The organism is Rhodococcus sp. ZPP, from assembly GCF_017656075.1.
Lineage (GTDB): Bacteria > Actinomycetota > Actinomycetes > Mycobacteriales > Mycobacteriaceae > Rhodococcus_F > Rhodococcus_F oxybenzonivorans.
Genome location: NZ_CP058638.1, coordinates 1,914,435 through 1,930,043, shown reverse-complemented (window position 1 = coordinate 1,930,043; position 15,609 = coordinate 1,914,435). Strand labels below are relative to the sequence as shown.

The 15,609-nt window shown below is 67.0% G+C and carries 15 protein-coding genes; 7 read left to right on the top strand and 8 right to left on the bottom strand.

The window, feature by feature from the left end; genetic code table 11:
* Positions 1-2: 2 nt before the first annotated feature.
* Together HYG77_RS09135 and HYG77_RS09130 are read right to left on the bottom strand one after the other, a co-directional pair.
* On the bottom strand, positions 3-542 hold the full coding sequence (locus HYG77_RS09135; RefSeq protein ID WP_208963330.1) for a hypothetical protein: 540 nt from the start codon (positions 540-542) through the stop codon (positions 3-5).
* A 7-nt stretch (positions 543-549) separates the two neighbouring features.
* Entirely contained in the window at positions 550-855 is a 306-nt protein-coding gene (locus HYG77_RS09130) for a helix-turn-helix transcriptional regulator (RefSeq protein ID WP_208962468.1), read from the bottom strand.
* A 146-nt stretch (positions 856-1,001) separates the two neighbouring features.
* On the opposite strand from HYG77_RS09130, the gene fdxA reads away from it, so the two are divergent.
* Positions 1,002-1,328, top strand: a complete 327-nt coding sequence (fdxA, locus tag HYG77_RS09125) for a ferredoxin (protein ID WP_005244047.1) — start codon at positions 1,002-1,004, stop codon at positions 1,326-1,328.
* Position 1,329: 1 nt separating this feature from the next.
* Here fdxA and HYG77_RS09120 read toward each other — a convergent pair whose 3' ends face one another.
* Both HYG77_RS09120 and HYG77_RS09115 read right to left on the bottom strand, forming a co-directional pair.
* On the bottom strand, positions 1,330-2,967 hold the full coding sequence (locus tag HYG77_RS09120) for an ABC-F family ATP-binding cassette domain-containing protein (RefSeq protein ID WP_109327483.1): 1,638 nt from the start codon (positions 2,965-2,967) through the stop codon (positions 1,330-1,332).
* Positions 2,968-3,028: 61 nt separating this feature from the next.
* Positions 3,029-3,622, bottom strand: a complete 594-nt coding sequence (locus HYG77_RS09115; RefSeq protein WP_208962467.1) for a class I SAM-dependent methyltransferase — start codon at positions 3,620-3,622, stop codon at positions 3,029-3,031.
* A 138-nt stretch (positions 3,623-3,760) separates the two neighbouring features.
* Between HYG77_RS09115 and HYG77_RS09110 the strand changes: the two genes are divergently transcribed.
* The gene (locus HYG77_RS09110; RefSeq protein ID WP_109327487.1) at positions 3,761-4,615 is read left to right on the top strand and encodes an aldo/keto reductase; all 855 of its coding nucleotides are present in this window, start codon (positions 3,761-3,763) and stop codon (positions 4,613-4,615) included.
* On the opposite strand, the gene HYG77_RS09105 is transcribed toward HYG77_RS09110, so the two are convergent.
* The 3 genes from HYG77_RS09105 to HYG77_RS09095 all read right to left on the bottom strand — a co-directional run bounded on the left by HYG77_RS09105 (position 4,612) and on the right by HYG77_RS09095 (position 7,392).
* Complete coding sequence (locus HYG77_RS09105; protein WP_109327489.1) at positions 4,612-5,055, bottom strand: cupin domain-containing protein; 444 nt, start codon at positions 5,053-5,055, stop codon at positions 4,612-4,614. The two genes, HYG77_RS09110 and HYG77_RS09105, sit on opposite strands and share 4 nt — an antisense overlap.
* The gene (locus HYG77_RS09100; protein WP_109334904.1) at positions 5,052-5,774 is read right to left on the bottom strand and encodes a hypothetical protein; all 723 of its coding nucleotides are present in this window, start codon (positions 5,772-5,774) and stop codon (positions 5,052-5,054) included. The genes HYG77_RS09105 and HYG77_RS09100 overlap by 4 nt, the downstream gene beginning before the upstream one ends.
* Before the next feature lie 121 nt (positions 5,775-5,895).
* Positions 5,896-7,392: a phospholipase D-like domain-containing protein gene (locus HYG77_RS09095; RefSeq protein WP_208962466.1), complete on the bottom strand. Its 1,497-nt coding sequence runs from the start codon at positions 7,390-7,392 to the stop codon at positions 5,896-5,898.
* A gap of 90 nt (positions 7,393-7,482) precedes the next feature.
* On the opposite strand from HYG77_RS09095, the gene HYG77_RS09090 reads away from it, so the two are divergent.
* Positions 7,483-8,625, top strand: coding sequence for a lipase family protein (locus HYG77_RS09090; protein WP_244373567.1), 1,143 nt, complete (start codon positions 7,483-7,485; stop codon positions 8,623-8,625).
* Here HYG77_RS09090 and HYG77_RS09085 read toward each other — a convergent pair.
* A complete protein-coding gene (locus HYG77_RS09085) occupies positions 8,597-9,688 on the bottom strand; it encodes an NAD(P)-binding domain-containing protein (RefSeq protein WP_208962465.1) in 1,092 nt (363 codons plus the stop codon). The genes HYG77_RS09090 and HYG77_RS09085 overlap by 29 nt on opposite strands.
* A gap of 143 nt (positions 9,689-9,831) precedes the next feature.
* Between HYG77_RS09085 and HYG77_RS09080 the strand changes: the two genes are divergently transcribed.
* The 4 genes from HYG77_RS09080 to HYG77_RS09065 are packed head-to-tail and all read left to right on the top strand — an operon-like array spanning position 9,832 to position 15,579.
* Positions 9,832-10,563, top strand: coding sequence for an enoyl-CoA hydratase (locus tag HYG77_RS09080; RefSeq protein WP_204164881.1), 732 nt, complete (start codon positions 9,832-9,834; stop codon positions 10,561-10,563).
* Positions 10,564-10,607: 44 nt separating this feature from the next.
* Positions 10,608-11,723: an MBL fold metallo-hydrolase gene (locus HYG77_RS09075; RefSeq protein ID WP_208962464.1), complete on the top strand. Its 1,116-nt coding sequence runs from the start codon at positions 10,608-10,610 to the stop codon at positions 11,721-11,723.
* Positions 11,724-11,760: 37 nt separating this feature from the next.
* Positions 11,761-13,092, top strand: a complete 1,332-nt coding sequence (locus tag HYG77_RS09070; protein WP_208962463.1) for an MFS transporter — start codon at positions 11,761-11,763, stop codon at positions 13,090-13,092.
* 36 nt (positions 13,093-13,128) lie between these two features.
* Entirely contained in the window at positions 13,129-15,579 is a 2,451-nt protein-coding gene (locus tag HYG77_RS09065) for an HAD-IC family P-type ATPase (RefSeq protein WP_208962462.1), read from the top strand.
* Positions 15,580-15,609: the final 30 nt, after the last annotated feature.

Here is a 15,609-nt window from a genome sequence, read left to right as displayed (position 1 = left end):
TGTCATGGCGTCAGGTCTTCCGGTTCCGGATCGGGTTGTGTCCAGCCCAGAATCATGGCCGGGGTGCATCCGCCGACCATCAGCGCGGTGACCACGAGGAGGCCGGCGGCGTACGGCACGTTGCTGTGATCGCCGTCCTGCGCGCCGACGAAAATCAGGTACAACCCGGGAACGAGCGTCAGCAGTTGCGTCACCGTGAGTCCGATCGACCGGGCGCTGTTCCGCTGCTGGATCTCCCACTCGTCGAGTGCATCACGGGGTGCGTCACCCCGCCGTCCGGAGACTATCTGCAACGTCGTCCACAGTGGGAAGAAGAAGAGGCAGGCGGGAAGCCACAGCAGTGGTCCCACCACCATGTCGAAGTGGCACACGACCCCCACGGCGACCATGAACACGAATGTGAGCGCAAGGAGCACGACGAGTAGCCGCCGGCGGCGCTGTGTCCGCCACCCCGGCATCCACGTCCGATAACGGGCTTCGTTCTGCAGAAATCTTCGGGTGCGGAAACCCTGGTACCGCTCCAGCAGAGTCGTGTCAGGCAGAGTCGTGTCAGGCATCGGAACTCCTCTCGCTTCCTGTTTCGCGCGCCGGACGGGTGTTGCGGTAGAGCTCGGTGGACAGTGGACCGAATTCGGTCCGGGAGAAGATCGCCTCCACGGGTAGCTCGAACACCCACGCGATGCGGAAGGCGAGGTCCAGGCTGGGGTAGTGGTCGCCCCGTTCCAGCGCGCCGACGGTTTGCGGATTGACGTCGACGAGGCCCGCCAGCTGTGCCCGGCTCATCCCTCGCTCGGCGCGAAGCACCCCGATGCGGTTGTAGATGGGAAGAGACTCCCCCCGGCGAACTGGACTCACACAAAGAAGTGTTGTGAAAACCCAACGATTTGTCAATTGGGGGCAACGATCCGCGCGCCGAAGTCGACTTCGGTTGACCACGGGCAATTGAGTGGCAGAGTGGAGGCGATTCGCGCCGGACGGCAGGAAAGGCCAGGATTAGTGACGTGACGTATACCATCGCCGAGCCCTGTGTCGACGTTCTGGACAAGGCATGCATCGAAGAGTGCCCGGTCGACTGCATCTACGAGGGTGGTCGGATGCTCTACATCCACCCCGACGAATGCGTCGACTGCGGAGCCTGTGAGCCCGTGTGCCCCGTCGAAGCCATCTTCTACGAGGACGATGTCCCCGATCAGTGGGTGGAATACACGAAGGCGAACGCCGACTTCTTCGACGACCTGGGGTCGCCGGGAGGTGCGGCGAAACTCGGCAAGGTCGACTACGACCCGCCGTTCGTCAAAGCCCTGCCGCCCATGGCCGAAGGCGACTGACCTACTCCTCGAACAGCCGGCCCGCATCCATCCGCCACCGGCGGGTGCTGCGGGTCGTCTCCAGCATCCGGCGGTCGTGGGTGACGAGCAGCAGGGTGCCGTCGAAGTTCTCCATCGCCTGCTCGAGTTGCTCGATCGCCGGAAGGTCGAGGTGGTTGGTCGGCTCGTCGAGCACCAGGAGATTGACTCCGCGGGCCTGCAACAACGCGAGCGCCGCCCGGGTGCGCTCGCCGGGGGACAGCGACGATGCGGGACGCAATACGTGGTGGCCCTTCAATCCGAATTTCGCGAGCAGTGTTCGCACGTCGGCGTCCGCCCAGTCCGGCACCTGGGCGGCGAAGGCGTCGGACACCTTCTCCGCGCCCTCGAACAGGCCGCGCGCCTGGTCGATCTCGCCGATCGCCACACCCGAGCCGAGCGAGGCGCTACCCGCATCCGGAACGAGTTTGCCCAGCAGTACCTTCAATAGGGTCGTCTTGCCGGAACCGTTGGCGCCGGTGATGAGGATGCGGTCGCCCCAGTCGACCTGGGTGGTCACGGGCCCGAACTCGAAGTCGCCGACGCCCTGGGTGATCGTTGCACCGTTCGCCGTCGCGACCACGGACCCGCTGCGCGGGGCAGCGGCGATCTCCATGCGCAGTTCCCACTCCTTGCGAGGTTCCTCGACCACGTCGAGTCGCTCGATTCGGCGCTGGGTCTGTCGGGCCTTCGCGGCCTGCTTCTCGGTCGACTCGGTACGCAGGCCCTTTCCGATCTTGTCGTTGTCCTTCGCTTTCCGCCGCGCGTTGCGGACGCCGTGCTCCATCCAATTGCGCTGCATCTGCGCGCGGTCTTCCAGCTCCGAACGGGTGCCCGCGTACTCTTCGTAGGCCTCGCGGGCATGCCGTCTGGCGATCTCGCGCTCCGCGAGATACGACTCGTAGCCGCCGTCGTACACGGCGATCTGCTGCTGAACCAGGTCGAGCTCGACGATGCCGGTCACCGTGCGTGCAAGGAACTCGCGATCGTGGCTGACCACCACCATCGCTGCCCTGCTGTCCGCGACGAAACGCTCGAGCTGTTCGAGCCCGAGGAGATCGAGGTCGTTGGTCGGCTCGTCCAGGAGAAGGACGTCGTAGCGGGACAGCAGCAGGGACGCCAGCCCTGCCCTCGCGGCCTGCCCACCCGACAGGGCCGTCATCGGGGCGGTCAGCGGCACCCCGAGCCCCAGCTCGGCGATCACCTTCTCGGCACGTTCGGCGAGATCGGCACCGCCCAGCGCCAGCCACCGTTCGAGAGCGGGGGAGTAGAGATCCTCCTCCGACTCACCCAGGGTTTCGGCTGCGGCGTTCATCGCGTCCTCGGCCACGGTGACGCCGGTGCGCCGTCCCAGGAAATCGAGAACGGTCTCACCCGGCACACGCTCGGGCTCCTGAGCGAGGTAGCCGACCGCGGCGTCGGGTGGGCTGAGGATGATGCTGCCCTCGACGTCGGCCGATCCGACGCCGGCCAGAGCGGTGAGGAGGGTGGATTTGCCTGCGCCGTTGGCGCCGACCAGGCCGGTGACGTCGCCGGGGGCGACAGTCAGGTCGAGGTCGGAGAACAGTGTCCGCTCACCCCGCGAAGCCGACAGTCCGCTGATGCGCAGTGTTGCAGTCACCTGGGCATTATCCCCTGTGCGCACTTGTGCACCGCGGGCGGTGGACAAGTGCGCACAGGGGTCAGCGCTTGACGAGGCGGAACCAGCGGGGGTCGGCCTTCTTCAGGGGCCCGGGCATGCCCGTGGTGTCGGCGTCCACGTCGGAAGTCAGCTTCCACGCCTCGAAGGTGCGCTCGACGTTGGAACGGGAGTCACCGCGGGGGAGGGGTCCCCGGTGACCCGGGCCGAACGCGAACATCAGGAGAGTGGCTCCCGGCTCGGTGACGGTGGTGACGTTTTCTGCGTACGCGATGCGGTCGGCGTCGCTCATGCCGTGGTAGCACCCGACGTCGAGGACGAGGTGGTAGCCGCGGCCGACGGTGTGCTCGAGATCGGTGGCGTCCGCACGGAGAAATCGCGCGTCGACGCCCGCCTTCCGTGCTTTGGAGCGTGCCTTGTCCAGCGCCAGCTGGACGGTGTCGATTCCGGTCACGTCCCAGCCTCGTCTGGCCATTTCGATGGCATGGTCGCCCGTCCCGCAGCCGACGTCGAGGACTTTGCCCGGTGGGGTGTCGCACGGATCGAGCAGTCCTTCGATCTGATCGCCGAAGATTCGGCCCGCTTTTACCCAGGGCGTGATCTTGAACCGATAGGCCAGTTCGTACCCGAGGCCCATGCTCGCCCCTTCCGATGGGTGCGTCCCCACCTGAACACACCACTTGCGACCGATTACCCGCTCGCCACCGGACGACACGCAACGTCCACATCCTGAGACTGAGGAACATCCTCGTCGGGTGTCCGGTTGGATTCACCTATGGGTTTCAACACTGCACAGAGTCCTGTACCTGTACCTACGGTCACGCTGAGCGACGGGAACAGCATTCCTGCGCTGGGCTTCGGTGTCTGGCAGGTACCCGACGACGAGAGCTACGGCGCGGTCACCGAGGCGCTGAAGGCGGGGTACCGCAGCATCGACACGGCGCGCATCTACGAGAACGAGGCCGGGGTGGGCCGTGCGCTGGCCGACTCGGGCATCGCTCGTGACGAATTGTTCGTCACCACCAAGCTGTGGAACGACGATCAGGGCTACGACTCCACACTCCGCGCTTTCGACGCGAGCCTCGGCCGGCTGGGCCTCGACTATGTGGATCTCTACCTCATCCACTGGCCGGTGCCGTCGGCGGATCGATACGTCGAGACCTTCAAGGCTTTCCAGAAGATCAAGGCCGAAGGGCGCGCCCGTTCGATCGGCGTTTCCAACTTCACGCCGGCCACCCTTGAGCGCCTGATCGCCGAAACCGGTGAGGTGCCGGTTCTCAACCAGGTGGAACTTCATCCTCGATTCAACCAAGCCGAGTTGCGGGCTTTCCACACCGGGAAGGGAATCGCGACCGAAGCGTGGAGCCCCCTCGGGCAGGGCACCATCCTCGAGGACGAGTCGATCACCACAATCGCGGCGGCACACGGTAAGTCGACAGCGCAGGTGATTCTCCGCTGGCATATTCAGATCGGGAACGTAGTGATCCCGAAGTCGGTGACCCCTGAGCGCATCGCCGCCAACATCGACGTTTTCGACTTCGAATTGACCCCCGACGAGATCAACACGATCGGCTCCCTCAGCCGCCCGGACGGCCGTCTCGGCGGCGACCCGGACACGTTCGCCGGCTAGACCAGCCGAAAATCCTCGAAGTCGAAACCCGGCGCGACGACGCAGCTGACGAGAGTCGGTTCGTCGCCCGCCGGAGTGGCGCGCTGCCAGTGTCGGGGCGGGACCAGTAGCTGTGGCTGCTGGCCTGCCGCGACGTCGGGTCCGAGAATGTGCGGTTGCGGGGCATCGGGTTCGCCGCCGTCACCCCCGAGGTCGAGCCGCAGTGGGCTGCCCCGGTGGTGGAACCAGATCTCGGCACTGCGCACCGTGTGCCACGCAGACTGCTGACCGGGCAGGAGGAGGAACAGGATCGCGGTGCCCGCCGACCGCGGTCCCGGATAGTCGGCGGGCAGACTTTCGGCGGGGACGGTGATGTCGCTGCGCCACGTCTCGCGATACCACCCGCCCTCCGGATGAGGAGTGAGATCGAGCGTGCGCGCCCAGTCCGGAAGATCTGTCATGAACCCATTGTGTTCTGCCGATGGCGCTCGGGATCGTACGGCTCGAAGAACGACTCGCCGACCACGAACATGCCGCGCTGTGGCAACCAGAAGTCTCCCAGTCTCGCTTGATGATCGAGCGGTCCAGGCGGACCGATGTCGACGCCGTCGACCATGGCCCGGCTGTCGTCGACGGTCCACAGCATCCGTGGATTGGCGCGGAACCATTGGCCGTTCGACACCGTCCCGGTAAGGCCGACCTTTCCGGCGCGCAGCACTGGTCCCGCCACCTTCGACATCGCGGACAGCACCTTGTCGCTCCGCCACCAGGCCGCAGGCATGAGGCGGCCGATCCCGGTCATCGCCGCGGTGGCAACCGAGCGACCGAGTTCGAGTTCCCACACGATCTTGTGCCGTATCTCCACGGTGAAAGCGCGCGGACCGGTCCACTGGACTGAAATGTTCTCCACCCGTGCGTCTTCGAGTTCCGAGCCGAAGTAGCGCGCGCAACTCGAGCTGGGTGGGACGCTGCTGTAGATCACCCAGTTCCCGGCCGGGTCGCGATGCCACACCGAGTCGTAACCTTCCCCGACCGAGCTCGCCGGGAAGTGCCGGAACGCGAGGTAGTGCCCGCTGGCGAACGGCAGGCCCATCACCCCGTACCCCGCGAAACGCTCCTCGTTCAGACCGGCGGGAAGCGGCGTGTCGCGTTGGGCGATCGATCGCGGGCTGTCCGTCATCACGGCCTCCTCGGCTGTGCCCTGTCCGTTCATCATATGTTCGGAAACCGGGAGCTCGATCCCGGTACTCAGCAACGACATCAGGAGACGCGTCACTCGGTTGCGGGGCGCAGCCTGTAGCTCACGACTGTAGCGATCCGGCCGCTTTCCTGCGTCGGACCAGTCTGCGCCGGAACCGGGTCCAGTTGGTCCTCTCCCAGATGCTCGGCGGTGTCCGTTCCGGGTCCATCAATTCGCTCTCGGCCAGCGGGCTGTCCTCACCCTCGACGGTGTCCGGTTCGAACGGCATCAGCGTCCGGCCGTCGCCGCGCAGCGCCTCGACGGTGGCCAACAACGAACCCTTCTCGGTGAGAAGGTCGTCGAAGGTGTCCGACGCGACGTCGAGGTGCTCGCACAACAGCTGACGCCGTATTCCGACGATGGTGTCGCGGACTCGGTCGCCGTTCGCTGTGTCTGCCCTCACCTCGACCGCCAGGTCGCACTCCGAGTCGAAACCCATCGACCGGTTGTTGAGGTTCGACGAGCCGACCCGCAGAAGGCGGTCGTCCATCACCAGAATTTTGGCGTGCACGTAAATGGGGTTTCCGCCTGCGGTGACCGGGTAGTACACCCCGAGCTTGCCGCCGGCGTCGGCGTCCCACAACAGGTGCAGCAGTCGTCGGCGGGCCCCGTCCATGGCCAGGCGCTCGAGCCACCCGTCGGCGTTGCGGGGCAGCACCAGGATGATCTCCGGGCCGTCCGGTTCACGCAGTCGCGTGGCGATCGCCTCCGCGATGGTGCGGGACGCCAGGTACTGACTTTCGATGTACAGCGACCGTGCCGCGCCCGCGATCGCCGCCAGGTAGAGAGCCTCGATTTCGCGAACCTCCCCCCGATCGGCGAGTTCGGGCAGAGTACGGGCGATGCCGACGTCGACGGAATGCATCGTCGGCTCCAGCCCGTCCGGCCAGGGTGTCGTGTGTGCGGTGTCGTCGAGCGCCGGAAGTTCCTTACCGGTGGCGGTCTTCCATCGGGCGCGGGCCTGTTCGCTGACAGCTTTGGCGGCGTCACCGTCCACTGCGGTGGTCGCGTCGTGCCACGGTCCGTAGCGGTTGCCGTTCGGCTGCGTGCGGTAGTGGTTGTCGTCCCGGTGATCGGAGGTGTCCCAGCGGTCGACGGTCATGTCGATACCGCCGCAGAACGCGAGCGTGTCGTCGATCACGACAATCTTCTGGTGATGAGCGGACCCGACCGGGTGAGCTCCGTCGATCTCGAAATGCAACCGGCGATCCGTCACCCAGTTCACCATGAACACCGGGGTCATACCGCGCCCGATCGCCGCGAAGGCCCCGATGTTCCACTTCAGCAGATAAATCTCCAGATCGGGACGCTTCCGGGTCAGCCAGACGAGGAATCGTCCCAGCCGATTCGGGCCCTCGAGCGTCTTCTCGTCCGGCTCGAACTTGATCCGTGTGTCGAAGTCCCAGCCGATCAGGATGATGCGGTGCCGGGCCTGGAGCATTGCAGATTTGGCGTGGCGGAAGTAGTCGGCGGCGTCGACGATGCACGCCAGCCGATCGGCGTGCGTGACCTGCCAGCACGTGTCGCCCGGTGCGAGTATCGGGCTCTCGTCGCTCATGTTTCCGCTCTCCCCGTCCGGTGGGACCGCCCTACCCCGAAGGCGGACGATTCACACTACTGCCATCCCTGCGCGGACTACCGTGGAGAGGTGCGGCGTTCGTGGCGCATCGTGGCGTTACTCGCACTGGTCAGCGTGCTCTGGGCACCCACTGTCGGTGCGGTACCGGTGCGCTCCGACGACCGTCCCGGAACGGTGATCGCATCCTCCGAACTCCCGGCGGAGCTCCGACTTCCGGGTGCTGGCGCTGCGTACCGGATGACCTACCGCACCACCGACCGGCACGGCGTCACGCCCTGTACCGGAATGCTGTTCGTGCCGGCGGGCCCACCGCCCGACGGGGGCTGGCCGGTGATCGCCTGGGCGCACGGCACGGTGGGGAACTCCGATTACGACGCTCCGTCGGTGACCGGCGTCGACACGGAGTCGCGAGACTATGTCAGCAGCTGGCTGCAGAGGGGCTACGCCGTCGCGGCGACGGACTACGTGGGGCTGGGCACTCCGGGGGTGCCGCCCTACCTCGACGGCAAGGTCGCCGGACGCAGTGTCGTCGATTCGGTCCGGGCTTCGAGGGAGGTCGACGACACCCTGGGCTCGTCCTGGGTCACGGTCGGACTGTCACAGGGTGGGCAGGCTTCCGTGTTCGCCGCCCACAATGCCACCGCCTACGCGCCGGAGCTCGACTACCGCGGCGCCGTCGCGGGCGGTGTGCCCTCGAACATCGAGCTGGTGGCGCCGTGGAGTGGTCCCTGGTTTCCGCCGCAGGGGCTCGCAGGCCTGACGGTGTACATGTCCTATCTGATCGCCGGGTTCCGCGACGCGTATCCGGAACTCGACCTCGACAGTTACCTCACCGAGGTGGGCAGGCGATTGGTCGATGCGGCGCCGGAGTTGCCGTTCCGCGAGTTCGCGAGGCTGACGCGCAACGTCTCGGTGGCGCAGATGCTGTCGCGCGGACTGGACGCGCCAGACCTGCAGTCGGCGCTGCGCGAGTATCTGGAAGTACCCGTCACCGGCTACGACCGCCCGCTACTGATCGTTCAAGGTGTCACGGACCCGTCGGTGCCGTTCCCCCTGACGGACAAACTTGCCGCCGACATGCGCCGAGCGGGAACCCCGCTCGACTACCGCATGTACTCGGGCGGCCACTTCGGCAGCATGTACCAGTCCGCGCCGGAGCAGGCCGTGTTCGTGGCGGCACTGTTCAGGCAGTCGACGCGAGGTACCGGGTGAGTTCGCGTGCGGCGGCTTGCCCCGCACGGTTGGCGCCGATGGTCGACGACGACGGCCCGTAACCGACCAGATGGATCCGCGGATCGGCAGCTACCTGGGTGGCCAGCCGCCCGGTCATCTCGATGCCGCCACCCGGGCCGCGGAGTCGCAGCGGCGCCAGGTGGTCGAGCGAACTGCGAAAGCCAGTGCACCACAGAATCACATCGACGTTCTGCTCACGCCCGTCAGCCCAACGGACACCGGTCGCCGTGATCTCGCTGAACATGGGCAACCGGTCCAGCACCCCGCGCTCGCGGGCGGCGCGAATAGCGGGAGTGACAGGGAGGCCGGTCACCGACACCACCGAACCCGGCGGGAGCCCGCGCCGGACCCGATCCTCGACGAGAGCGACCGCGGCCCGACCGATCTCGGGGGTGAAAGGCTCGTCCCGGAACTCGGGCGGACGCCGGGTAACCCACGTGGTGGTGGTGACCCGGGAGATCTCGTCGAGCAGTTGCACCGCCGAGATACCACCGCCGACCACCAGCACGTGGCGTCCCGCGAACTGATCCGCCGACGAATAATCCTTGGTGTGCAGCTGCTGTCCGGTGAACAACTCCGCGCCCGGATATCGGGGGATGAACGGGCGCTCCCAGGTGCCGGTGGCATTGATCAGTCCGCGAGCGGTGAAGGTGCCCGCGTCGGTCTCGATCCGCAGCCGCTGCTCGCGGGCACACACCACGCGCGTGTGGACGGGCCGGTGCACGGGAAGTTCGAACTGTTTCTCGTACGTCGCGAAATACTGAGGGACGGCGGTCGACGCCTGCACCTGGGCCGCCGCCACGTCATCGACGTCGACGCCGACCGCATCGGCGAAGGACAGGCCGGGAAGATCGTGCACCCCGTTGACAGTGCTCAGGGTCAGTGACGGCCAGCGGAACTGCCAGGCGCCCCCGGGCCCGGCCGCATGGTCGAGAACCACGAACTCCGTCTCCGGCTCCACCCCCAACCTGCGCAGGAAGTAGGCGGCGGACAACCCCGCCTGACCGGCCCCGATCACCACCACGTTCACATTCCGACTCATGTTCGTCCTTACCTCCCCCTAGACAACTATCCGACCGGCTCCCGTGTTCCGGCCGTTCCGGCGTGTGGTTGGCTGGCAGCGGTCCAGTCGGGTGGGCACGTCAGCAACGCAACGGACAGGAAACACGGAGAAAGCGAGTGGACATGATCGGGACGAGTCGTGACGGCGACGTCATCACCCTCGAATTACAGCGCCCCGACCGCCGGAACGCCCTGAACACCGAACTCTGCGAGCGCCTGCGCGAGGAGATGGAGACGTCCGTCACCGACGGCGGACGAGTGATCGTGCTCACCGGACAGGGCACCGCCTTCTGCGCGGGAGCCGATCTGTCGGGCGACGTGTACGCGGACGGGTTCACCGACACCCTGCTCGAGATGCTGCACACCATCGACTCGGTTCCCGTCCCGGTGATCGCCGCGATCAACGGTCCCGCCATCGGCGCAGGAAGCCAACTGGCCCTCGCCGCGGACCTGCGGGTGGTCGCCCCCGAGGCGCGTTTCGCCATCCCCGCTGCCAAGCTCGGTATCTCCGTCGACAGGTGGACCGTGCACCGGCTGGCGTCGCTGATCGGCGGCGGACCGGCCCGCACCATCCTTCTCGGAGCCGAGGAGGTCGGTGCCGACGAGGCCCTCGCCCACGGTCTCGCCAACAAGCGTGGCGACCTCGCAGTCGCACAGCGCTGGGCGCACTCCATCGCCCGGCTCGCCCCGCTGTCGTTGCAGCACCTGAAGATGGTTCTCAACGACGACGGAACCCAGAGCCCGCCGCCGCCCGAGCAGCTCGCCGCACTCCATGCCGCGTGGAAGAGTTACGACGCCCACGAAGCGCGGGTGGCACGCGCGGAGAAGCGGCCCCCGGTGTTCCGGGGCCGCTAGCCGGCCGCGCCACGTACGGCGCACTCGTGGTTACAGTTGTCGGGATGAACGCGAAACGCGCTGTGACCACAGTCCTGGCAACTGCCACACTCGGGTGGCTGACGAGGGCTGCGTGGGGACTGCCCGCGCAAATCGGTGCGTCCCGCGCGCAGGTGCGTCCCTACGCCGCGGCGTCGCCGAGATACCGCAACCAGCAGTTCCACAACTCCGACCCCGGCAGCACGATGTTGCCGGGATCGGAAACCGGAATCCTGAAGGCGCTCGTCACCCGGGGTACCGCGGGACGACCGCGCAGGCCGATTCCCCTGGCCACGCCCCTCGCACCGGTCGAGGCAGCCGACGTCGCGGTCACCTGGTACGGCCATTCGAGTGTGCTCGTCGAGGTCGAGGGGTACCGGGTCCTGGCCGATCCGGTGTGGAGTCGCCGGGTGTCTCCGTCGACGTTTCTCGGTCCGTCCCGCATGCATCCCACACCCGTGCCACTCTCGGACCTGCCTGCCGTCGACGCCATCGTCATCTCCCACGATCACTACGACCACCTCGACATGGCGACGGTGCGGCAACTCGTCTCCAGCCAGAAGGCGCCGTTCGTCGTCCCGGTCGGGCTCGGCGCGCACCTGCGGCGGTGGCGGGTGCCGGAGGAGCGGATCGTGGAACTCGACTGGGACGAGTCGACCACCGTCGGTGCGCTCACGCTGACCTGCACGGAGGCGCGGCACTTCTCCGGTCGCGGGTTCGTCCGCAACACCACGCAGTGGGCGTCGTGGGTTCTCGCCGGCCCCGAACGCACCGTGTTCTTCGGTGGTGACAGCGGATACACCCCGAGGTTCGCGGATCTCGGCCGCCGCTACGGGCCGTTCGATCTCACTCTGCTGCCGGTCGGTGCCTACGACCCCCGGTGGGCCGATATTCACATGAACCCGGAAGAGGCGGTGCAGACACACACCGACCTCCAACAGGGGGACGCCACCCGCGGACTCCTGGTTCCCGTGCACTGGGCAACCTTCAATCTCGCCTTCCATGCATGGTCCGAACCGATCGTCCGGCTCGTCGAGGCCGCGGAAGACAGCGGCACGACGGTGGCCGTGCCGATGCCGGGCCAGCGCGTCGACGTGACGAAGCCGACGGCGCAGACGCCGTGGTGGACCGCCCTCGGCTGATCTGTGGAACGCAGTGCCGGGTGCTAATTTCCGGTCCATGAACACACGAACCCAGCGGCTGGACGAGCTTCCCTTCACGCGGAAGCACGGAAAATTGCTGCTCGGCTCCGGCGTGGGGTGGGCGCTCGACGCGATGGACGTGGGGCTCATCTCCTTCGTGATGGCGGCGCTGGCCGTGCAGTGGAAACTGAGTTCGACGGAGCTGTCGTGGATCGGGTCGATCGGCTTCGTCGGCATGGCGGTGGGTGCTGCCCTCGGCGGGCTACTCGCCGACCGGATCGGACGACGCCAGGTATTCGCGGTCACGCTGCTCGTCTACGGCCTCGCGACCGGCGCTACCGCGCTCGTCGGTTCGGTAGCTCTGCTGCTTGTTCTGCGATTCGTCGTCGGCCTCGGTCTGGGCGCGGAACTTCCGGTGGCGTCGACGCTGGTCAGCGAGTACGCGCCGCGCAAGGTACGGGGGCGCGTCGTGGTGGCGCTCGAGGCGTTCTGGGCACTCGGCTGGATTCTGGCCGCGCTCATCGGATACTTCGTCATCCCACTCGGTGACAACGGATGGCGATGGGCCCTGGCCGTGGGACTCGTCCCCACCCTGTACGCGGTGGTGGTCCGGATCGGACTGCCCGAGTCGGTGCGGTTCCTCGAACGACGGGGCCGATACGAGGAAGCGGAAGCCGCGGTCCGCTCGTTCGAGGAATCGGCGGGCATGACGGCCGCGGTCGATGGTGGCAACGCCGACAACGCCGCCTGTCCCGACAGCGCCACCCCGCAGCCACCGGCAGAGTCGATCTGGTCGCCGCGGCTGCAGTCCCGGACGGCCGCGCTGTGGACGGTGTGGTTCTGTATCAACCTCTCCTACTACGGCGCCTTCATCTGGCTGCCGAGCCTGCTCGTCAACCAGGGATTCGACCTTGTGAAGTCGTTTCAGTACACGCTGTTCATCACGCTCGCCCAACTGCCCGGCTATGCGGTCGCCGCCTGGCTGATCGAGGTGTGGGGCCGCCGCAGCACACTCGCGACGTTCCTCCTCGGCTCTGCGGTGGCAGCAGGGCTGTTCGGGCTCGCGGATACGCCCGCCACCATCGTGGCCGCCGGAATGATGTTGTCGTTCTTCAACCTCGGCGCGTGGGGTGCGCTGTATGCGATCGGTCCGGAGCTGTATCCAACGTCGGTGCGAGCGGCAGGGACGGGTGCGGCGGCGGCCTTCGGCCGGATAGCGTCGATCCTTGCGCCGTTGATGGTTCCCTGGCTGCTGATCGGCGGGGGAAACGCACTGGTGTTCGCCGTGTTCGCGGCAGCATTCCTCGTGGCCGCCGGTGCGGCGTTCACGCTGCCGGAGCGGGCCGGGATGGTTCTCGAGGCGGGATGACCGCCTGTCGTCGCCCCGTTGCGTAGCCTGTGGACCATGGCGTACGACGAGACCGGTACGGACGGCGTTGCCGTCCTCGCTGCGCACGGCTTGACCGCCGACCAGGTCGCCGAGCGGGTGGCCGCAGGCAAAACCAACGACGTGCCGGACCGCGCCAGCCGGTCGATCCGCGACATCGTGCGCGCCAACGTCTTCACCCGGATCAACGCGATCCTCGGCATACTGTTCGCCATAGTTCTGGCGACGGGTTCGATCATCGACGGGATGTTCGGGCTGCTCATCATCGCGAACAGTGGCATCGGCATCATTCAGGAGATCCGCGCCAAGCGGACTCTGGACGAACTTGCCATCGTCAGCCAGACCAAACCGGTGGTGCGCCGCAACGGATCGGCCGTCGCGATGGCGCCTCGGGAAGTGGTGCTCGACGACCTCATCGAGCTGGGATCGGGCGACCAGATCGTCGTCGACGGTGTCGTGGTGGAGGCGAGCGCGCTCGACATCGACGAATCGCTGCTCACCGGCGAGGCCGACCCGGTGCACAAGGCGGTGGGTGATCCGGTTCTGTCGGGGAGTTTCGTTGCCGCCGGCAGCGGCTGCTACCGGGCGACGAAGGTCGGCAGTGACGCCTATGCCGCGAAACTGGCGGAGGAGGCCAGCAAGTTCACACTCGTACATTCGGAGTTACGCAGCGGCATCGACACGATTCTGAAGTTCATCACGTACCTGATGATTCCGGCGGGGCTGCTCATCATCTACAACCAACTGTTCTCGAGCGGACAGTCGTTGCGACCGGCGTTGAACGGCATGGTGGCCGCGCTGGTGCCGATGGTGCCCGAGGGGCTCGTGCTGATGACGTCGATCGCGTTCGCCGTCGGCGTGGTCCGGCTCGGCCGGCGTCAGTGTCTGGTGCAGGAGTTGCCCGCCATCGAAGGGCTCGCCCGGGTCGACGTGGTGTGCGCCGACAAGACGGGCACGCTCACCGAGAACGGGATGCGCCTGTCCGAATTGCGTTGCGCCCTGGCCGAAGATGCCGGGCCGGCCGGGGCCGCACTCGCCGCCCTGGCCGCCGACGATCCACGCCCCAACGCCAGTGTCCAGGCGATCAAGGAGGCGTTTCCGGACGTTCCCGGCTGGGGCGACGCCACGGCGGAGGCGCCGTTCTCCTCGGCGAAGAAATGGAGCGGACAGTCGTACGGTTCCCACGGGAACTGGGTGCTCGGCGCACCGGACGTTCTCCTGGACCCGGGCAGTGCCATGGCACGGGAGGCGGAGCGTGCGGGTGCGTCGGGACTCCGGGTGCTGCTACTCGGCAGCGGAGACGTTCCGGTCGACCATCCGGCGGCACCGGGAGTTGTCACGCCTCGCGCCCTCGTGATCCTCGAGCAGCGGGTGCGACCCGATGCGCGCGGCACCCTCGAGTACTTCGCGGGTCAGAACGTCACTGTGAAGGTGATTTCCGGGGACAACGCCGTGTCGGTCGGTGCGGTGGCCGGATCGCTCGGCCTTCCGGGTGGGAACCGGCCCGTGGACGCCCGCACCCTGCCGTCGGAATCCGAGACCCTCGCCGATGCTCTCGAGGAATCCACCACGTTCGGCCGGGTGCGGCCGGATCAGAAGCGGGAAATGGTGGCAGCGTTGCAATCTCGCGGCCACACGGTGGCGATGACGGGTGACGGTGTCAACGATGTTCTCGCGCTCAAGGACGCCGACATCGGCGTGTCGATGGGATCGGGAAGCCCCGCGACGCGGGCGGTGGCGCAGATCGTGTTGCTGGACAACAAGTTCGCCACCTTGCCGTACGTGGTCGGTGAGGGTCGCCGGGTGATCGGCAACATCGAACGCGTCTCCAACCTCTTCCTCACCAAGACCGTCTACTCGGTGTTGCTGGCGTTCCTGATCGGCTTGACGGGTGCGCTGTCGCAGATTTTCGATTTCGAACCGGTCCCATACCCCTTCCTGCCGAGGCATGTGACCATCGCGGCTTGGTTCACCATCGGTATCCCCGCATTCATCCTCTCGCTGGCTCCCAACAACGAACGTGCGCGCTCCGGCTTCGTCCCACGGGTGATGCGGCTGGCGGTGCCGTCGGGCGTCATCATCGGTGTCACCACGTTCATTTCGTACCTCCTGGTCTACGCCGGGCCCGAGCAGACCCAGACACAGAAAGTGCAGGCGGGTACGTCGGCACTGATCACACTCATCATGATCGCGCTGTGGGTGCTCGCCGTGGTCGCACGCCCGTACGTGTGGTGGAAGCTGGTCCTGATCTTCGGGTCCGTCGCGGCGTACCTCGTCCTGTTCGCCCTCCCGTTCACGCGGACGTTCTTCGAGCTCGACCCGACCAACGTGGCTGCCACCACGTCGGCGCTCACCTGCGGTCTCGTCGGGGTGGTTCTCGTGGAGTTGGCGTGGTGGGTGACGGGCCGCCTCCACGGAGAGCATCGACGACTCTTCGCGCCACCGGCGGATCTGCCGGGCCGCCGCTGAGGGCGGTGGCTCGCGCCCTGATAACGGGAC

Bases quoted from the DNA above. Each gene is read 5' to 3' on its own strand.
- HYG77_RS09100 (WP_109334904.1), bottom strand. From the start codon at position 5,774: ATGACGGACAGCCCGCGATCGATCGCCCAACGCGACACGCCGCTTCCC.
- HYG77_RS09110 (WP_109327487.1), top strand. From the start codon at position 3,761: ATGGGTTTCAACACTGCACAGAGTCCTGTACCTGTACCTACGGTCACG.
- HYG77_RS09075 (WP_208962464.1), top strand. From the start codon at position 10,608: ATGAACGCGAAACGCGCTGTGACCACAGTCCTGGCAACTGCCACACTC.
- HYG77_RS09085 (WP_208962465.1), bottom strand. From the start codon at position 9,688: ATGAGTCGGAATGTGAACGTGGTGGTGATCGGGGCCGGTCAGGCGGGG.
- HYG77_RS09080 (WP_204164881.1), top strand. From the start codon at position 9,832: ATGATCGGGACGAGTCGTGACGGCGACGTCATCACCCTCGAATTACAG.
- HYG77_RS09095 (WP_208962466.1), bottom strand. From the start codon at position 7,392: ATGAGCGACGAGAGCCCGATACTCGCACCGGGCGACACGTGCTGGCAG.
- HYG77_RS09115 (WP_208962467.1), bottom strand. From the start codon at position 3,622: ATGGGCCTCGGGTACGAACTGGCCTATCGGTTCAAGATCACGCCCTGG.
- HYG77_RS09105 (WP_109327489.1), bottom strand. From the start codon at position 5,055: ATGACAGATCTTCCGGACTGGGCGCGCACGCTCGATCTCACTCCTCAT.
- HYG77_RS09065 (WP_208962462.1), top strand. From the start codon at position 13,129: ATGGCGTACGACGAGACCGGTACGGACGGCGTTGCCGTCCTCGCTGCG.
- HYG77_RS09070 (WP_208962463.1), top strand. From the start codon at position 11,761: ATGAACACACGAACCCAGCGGCTGGACGAGCTTCCCTTCACGCGGAAG.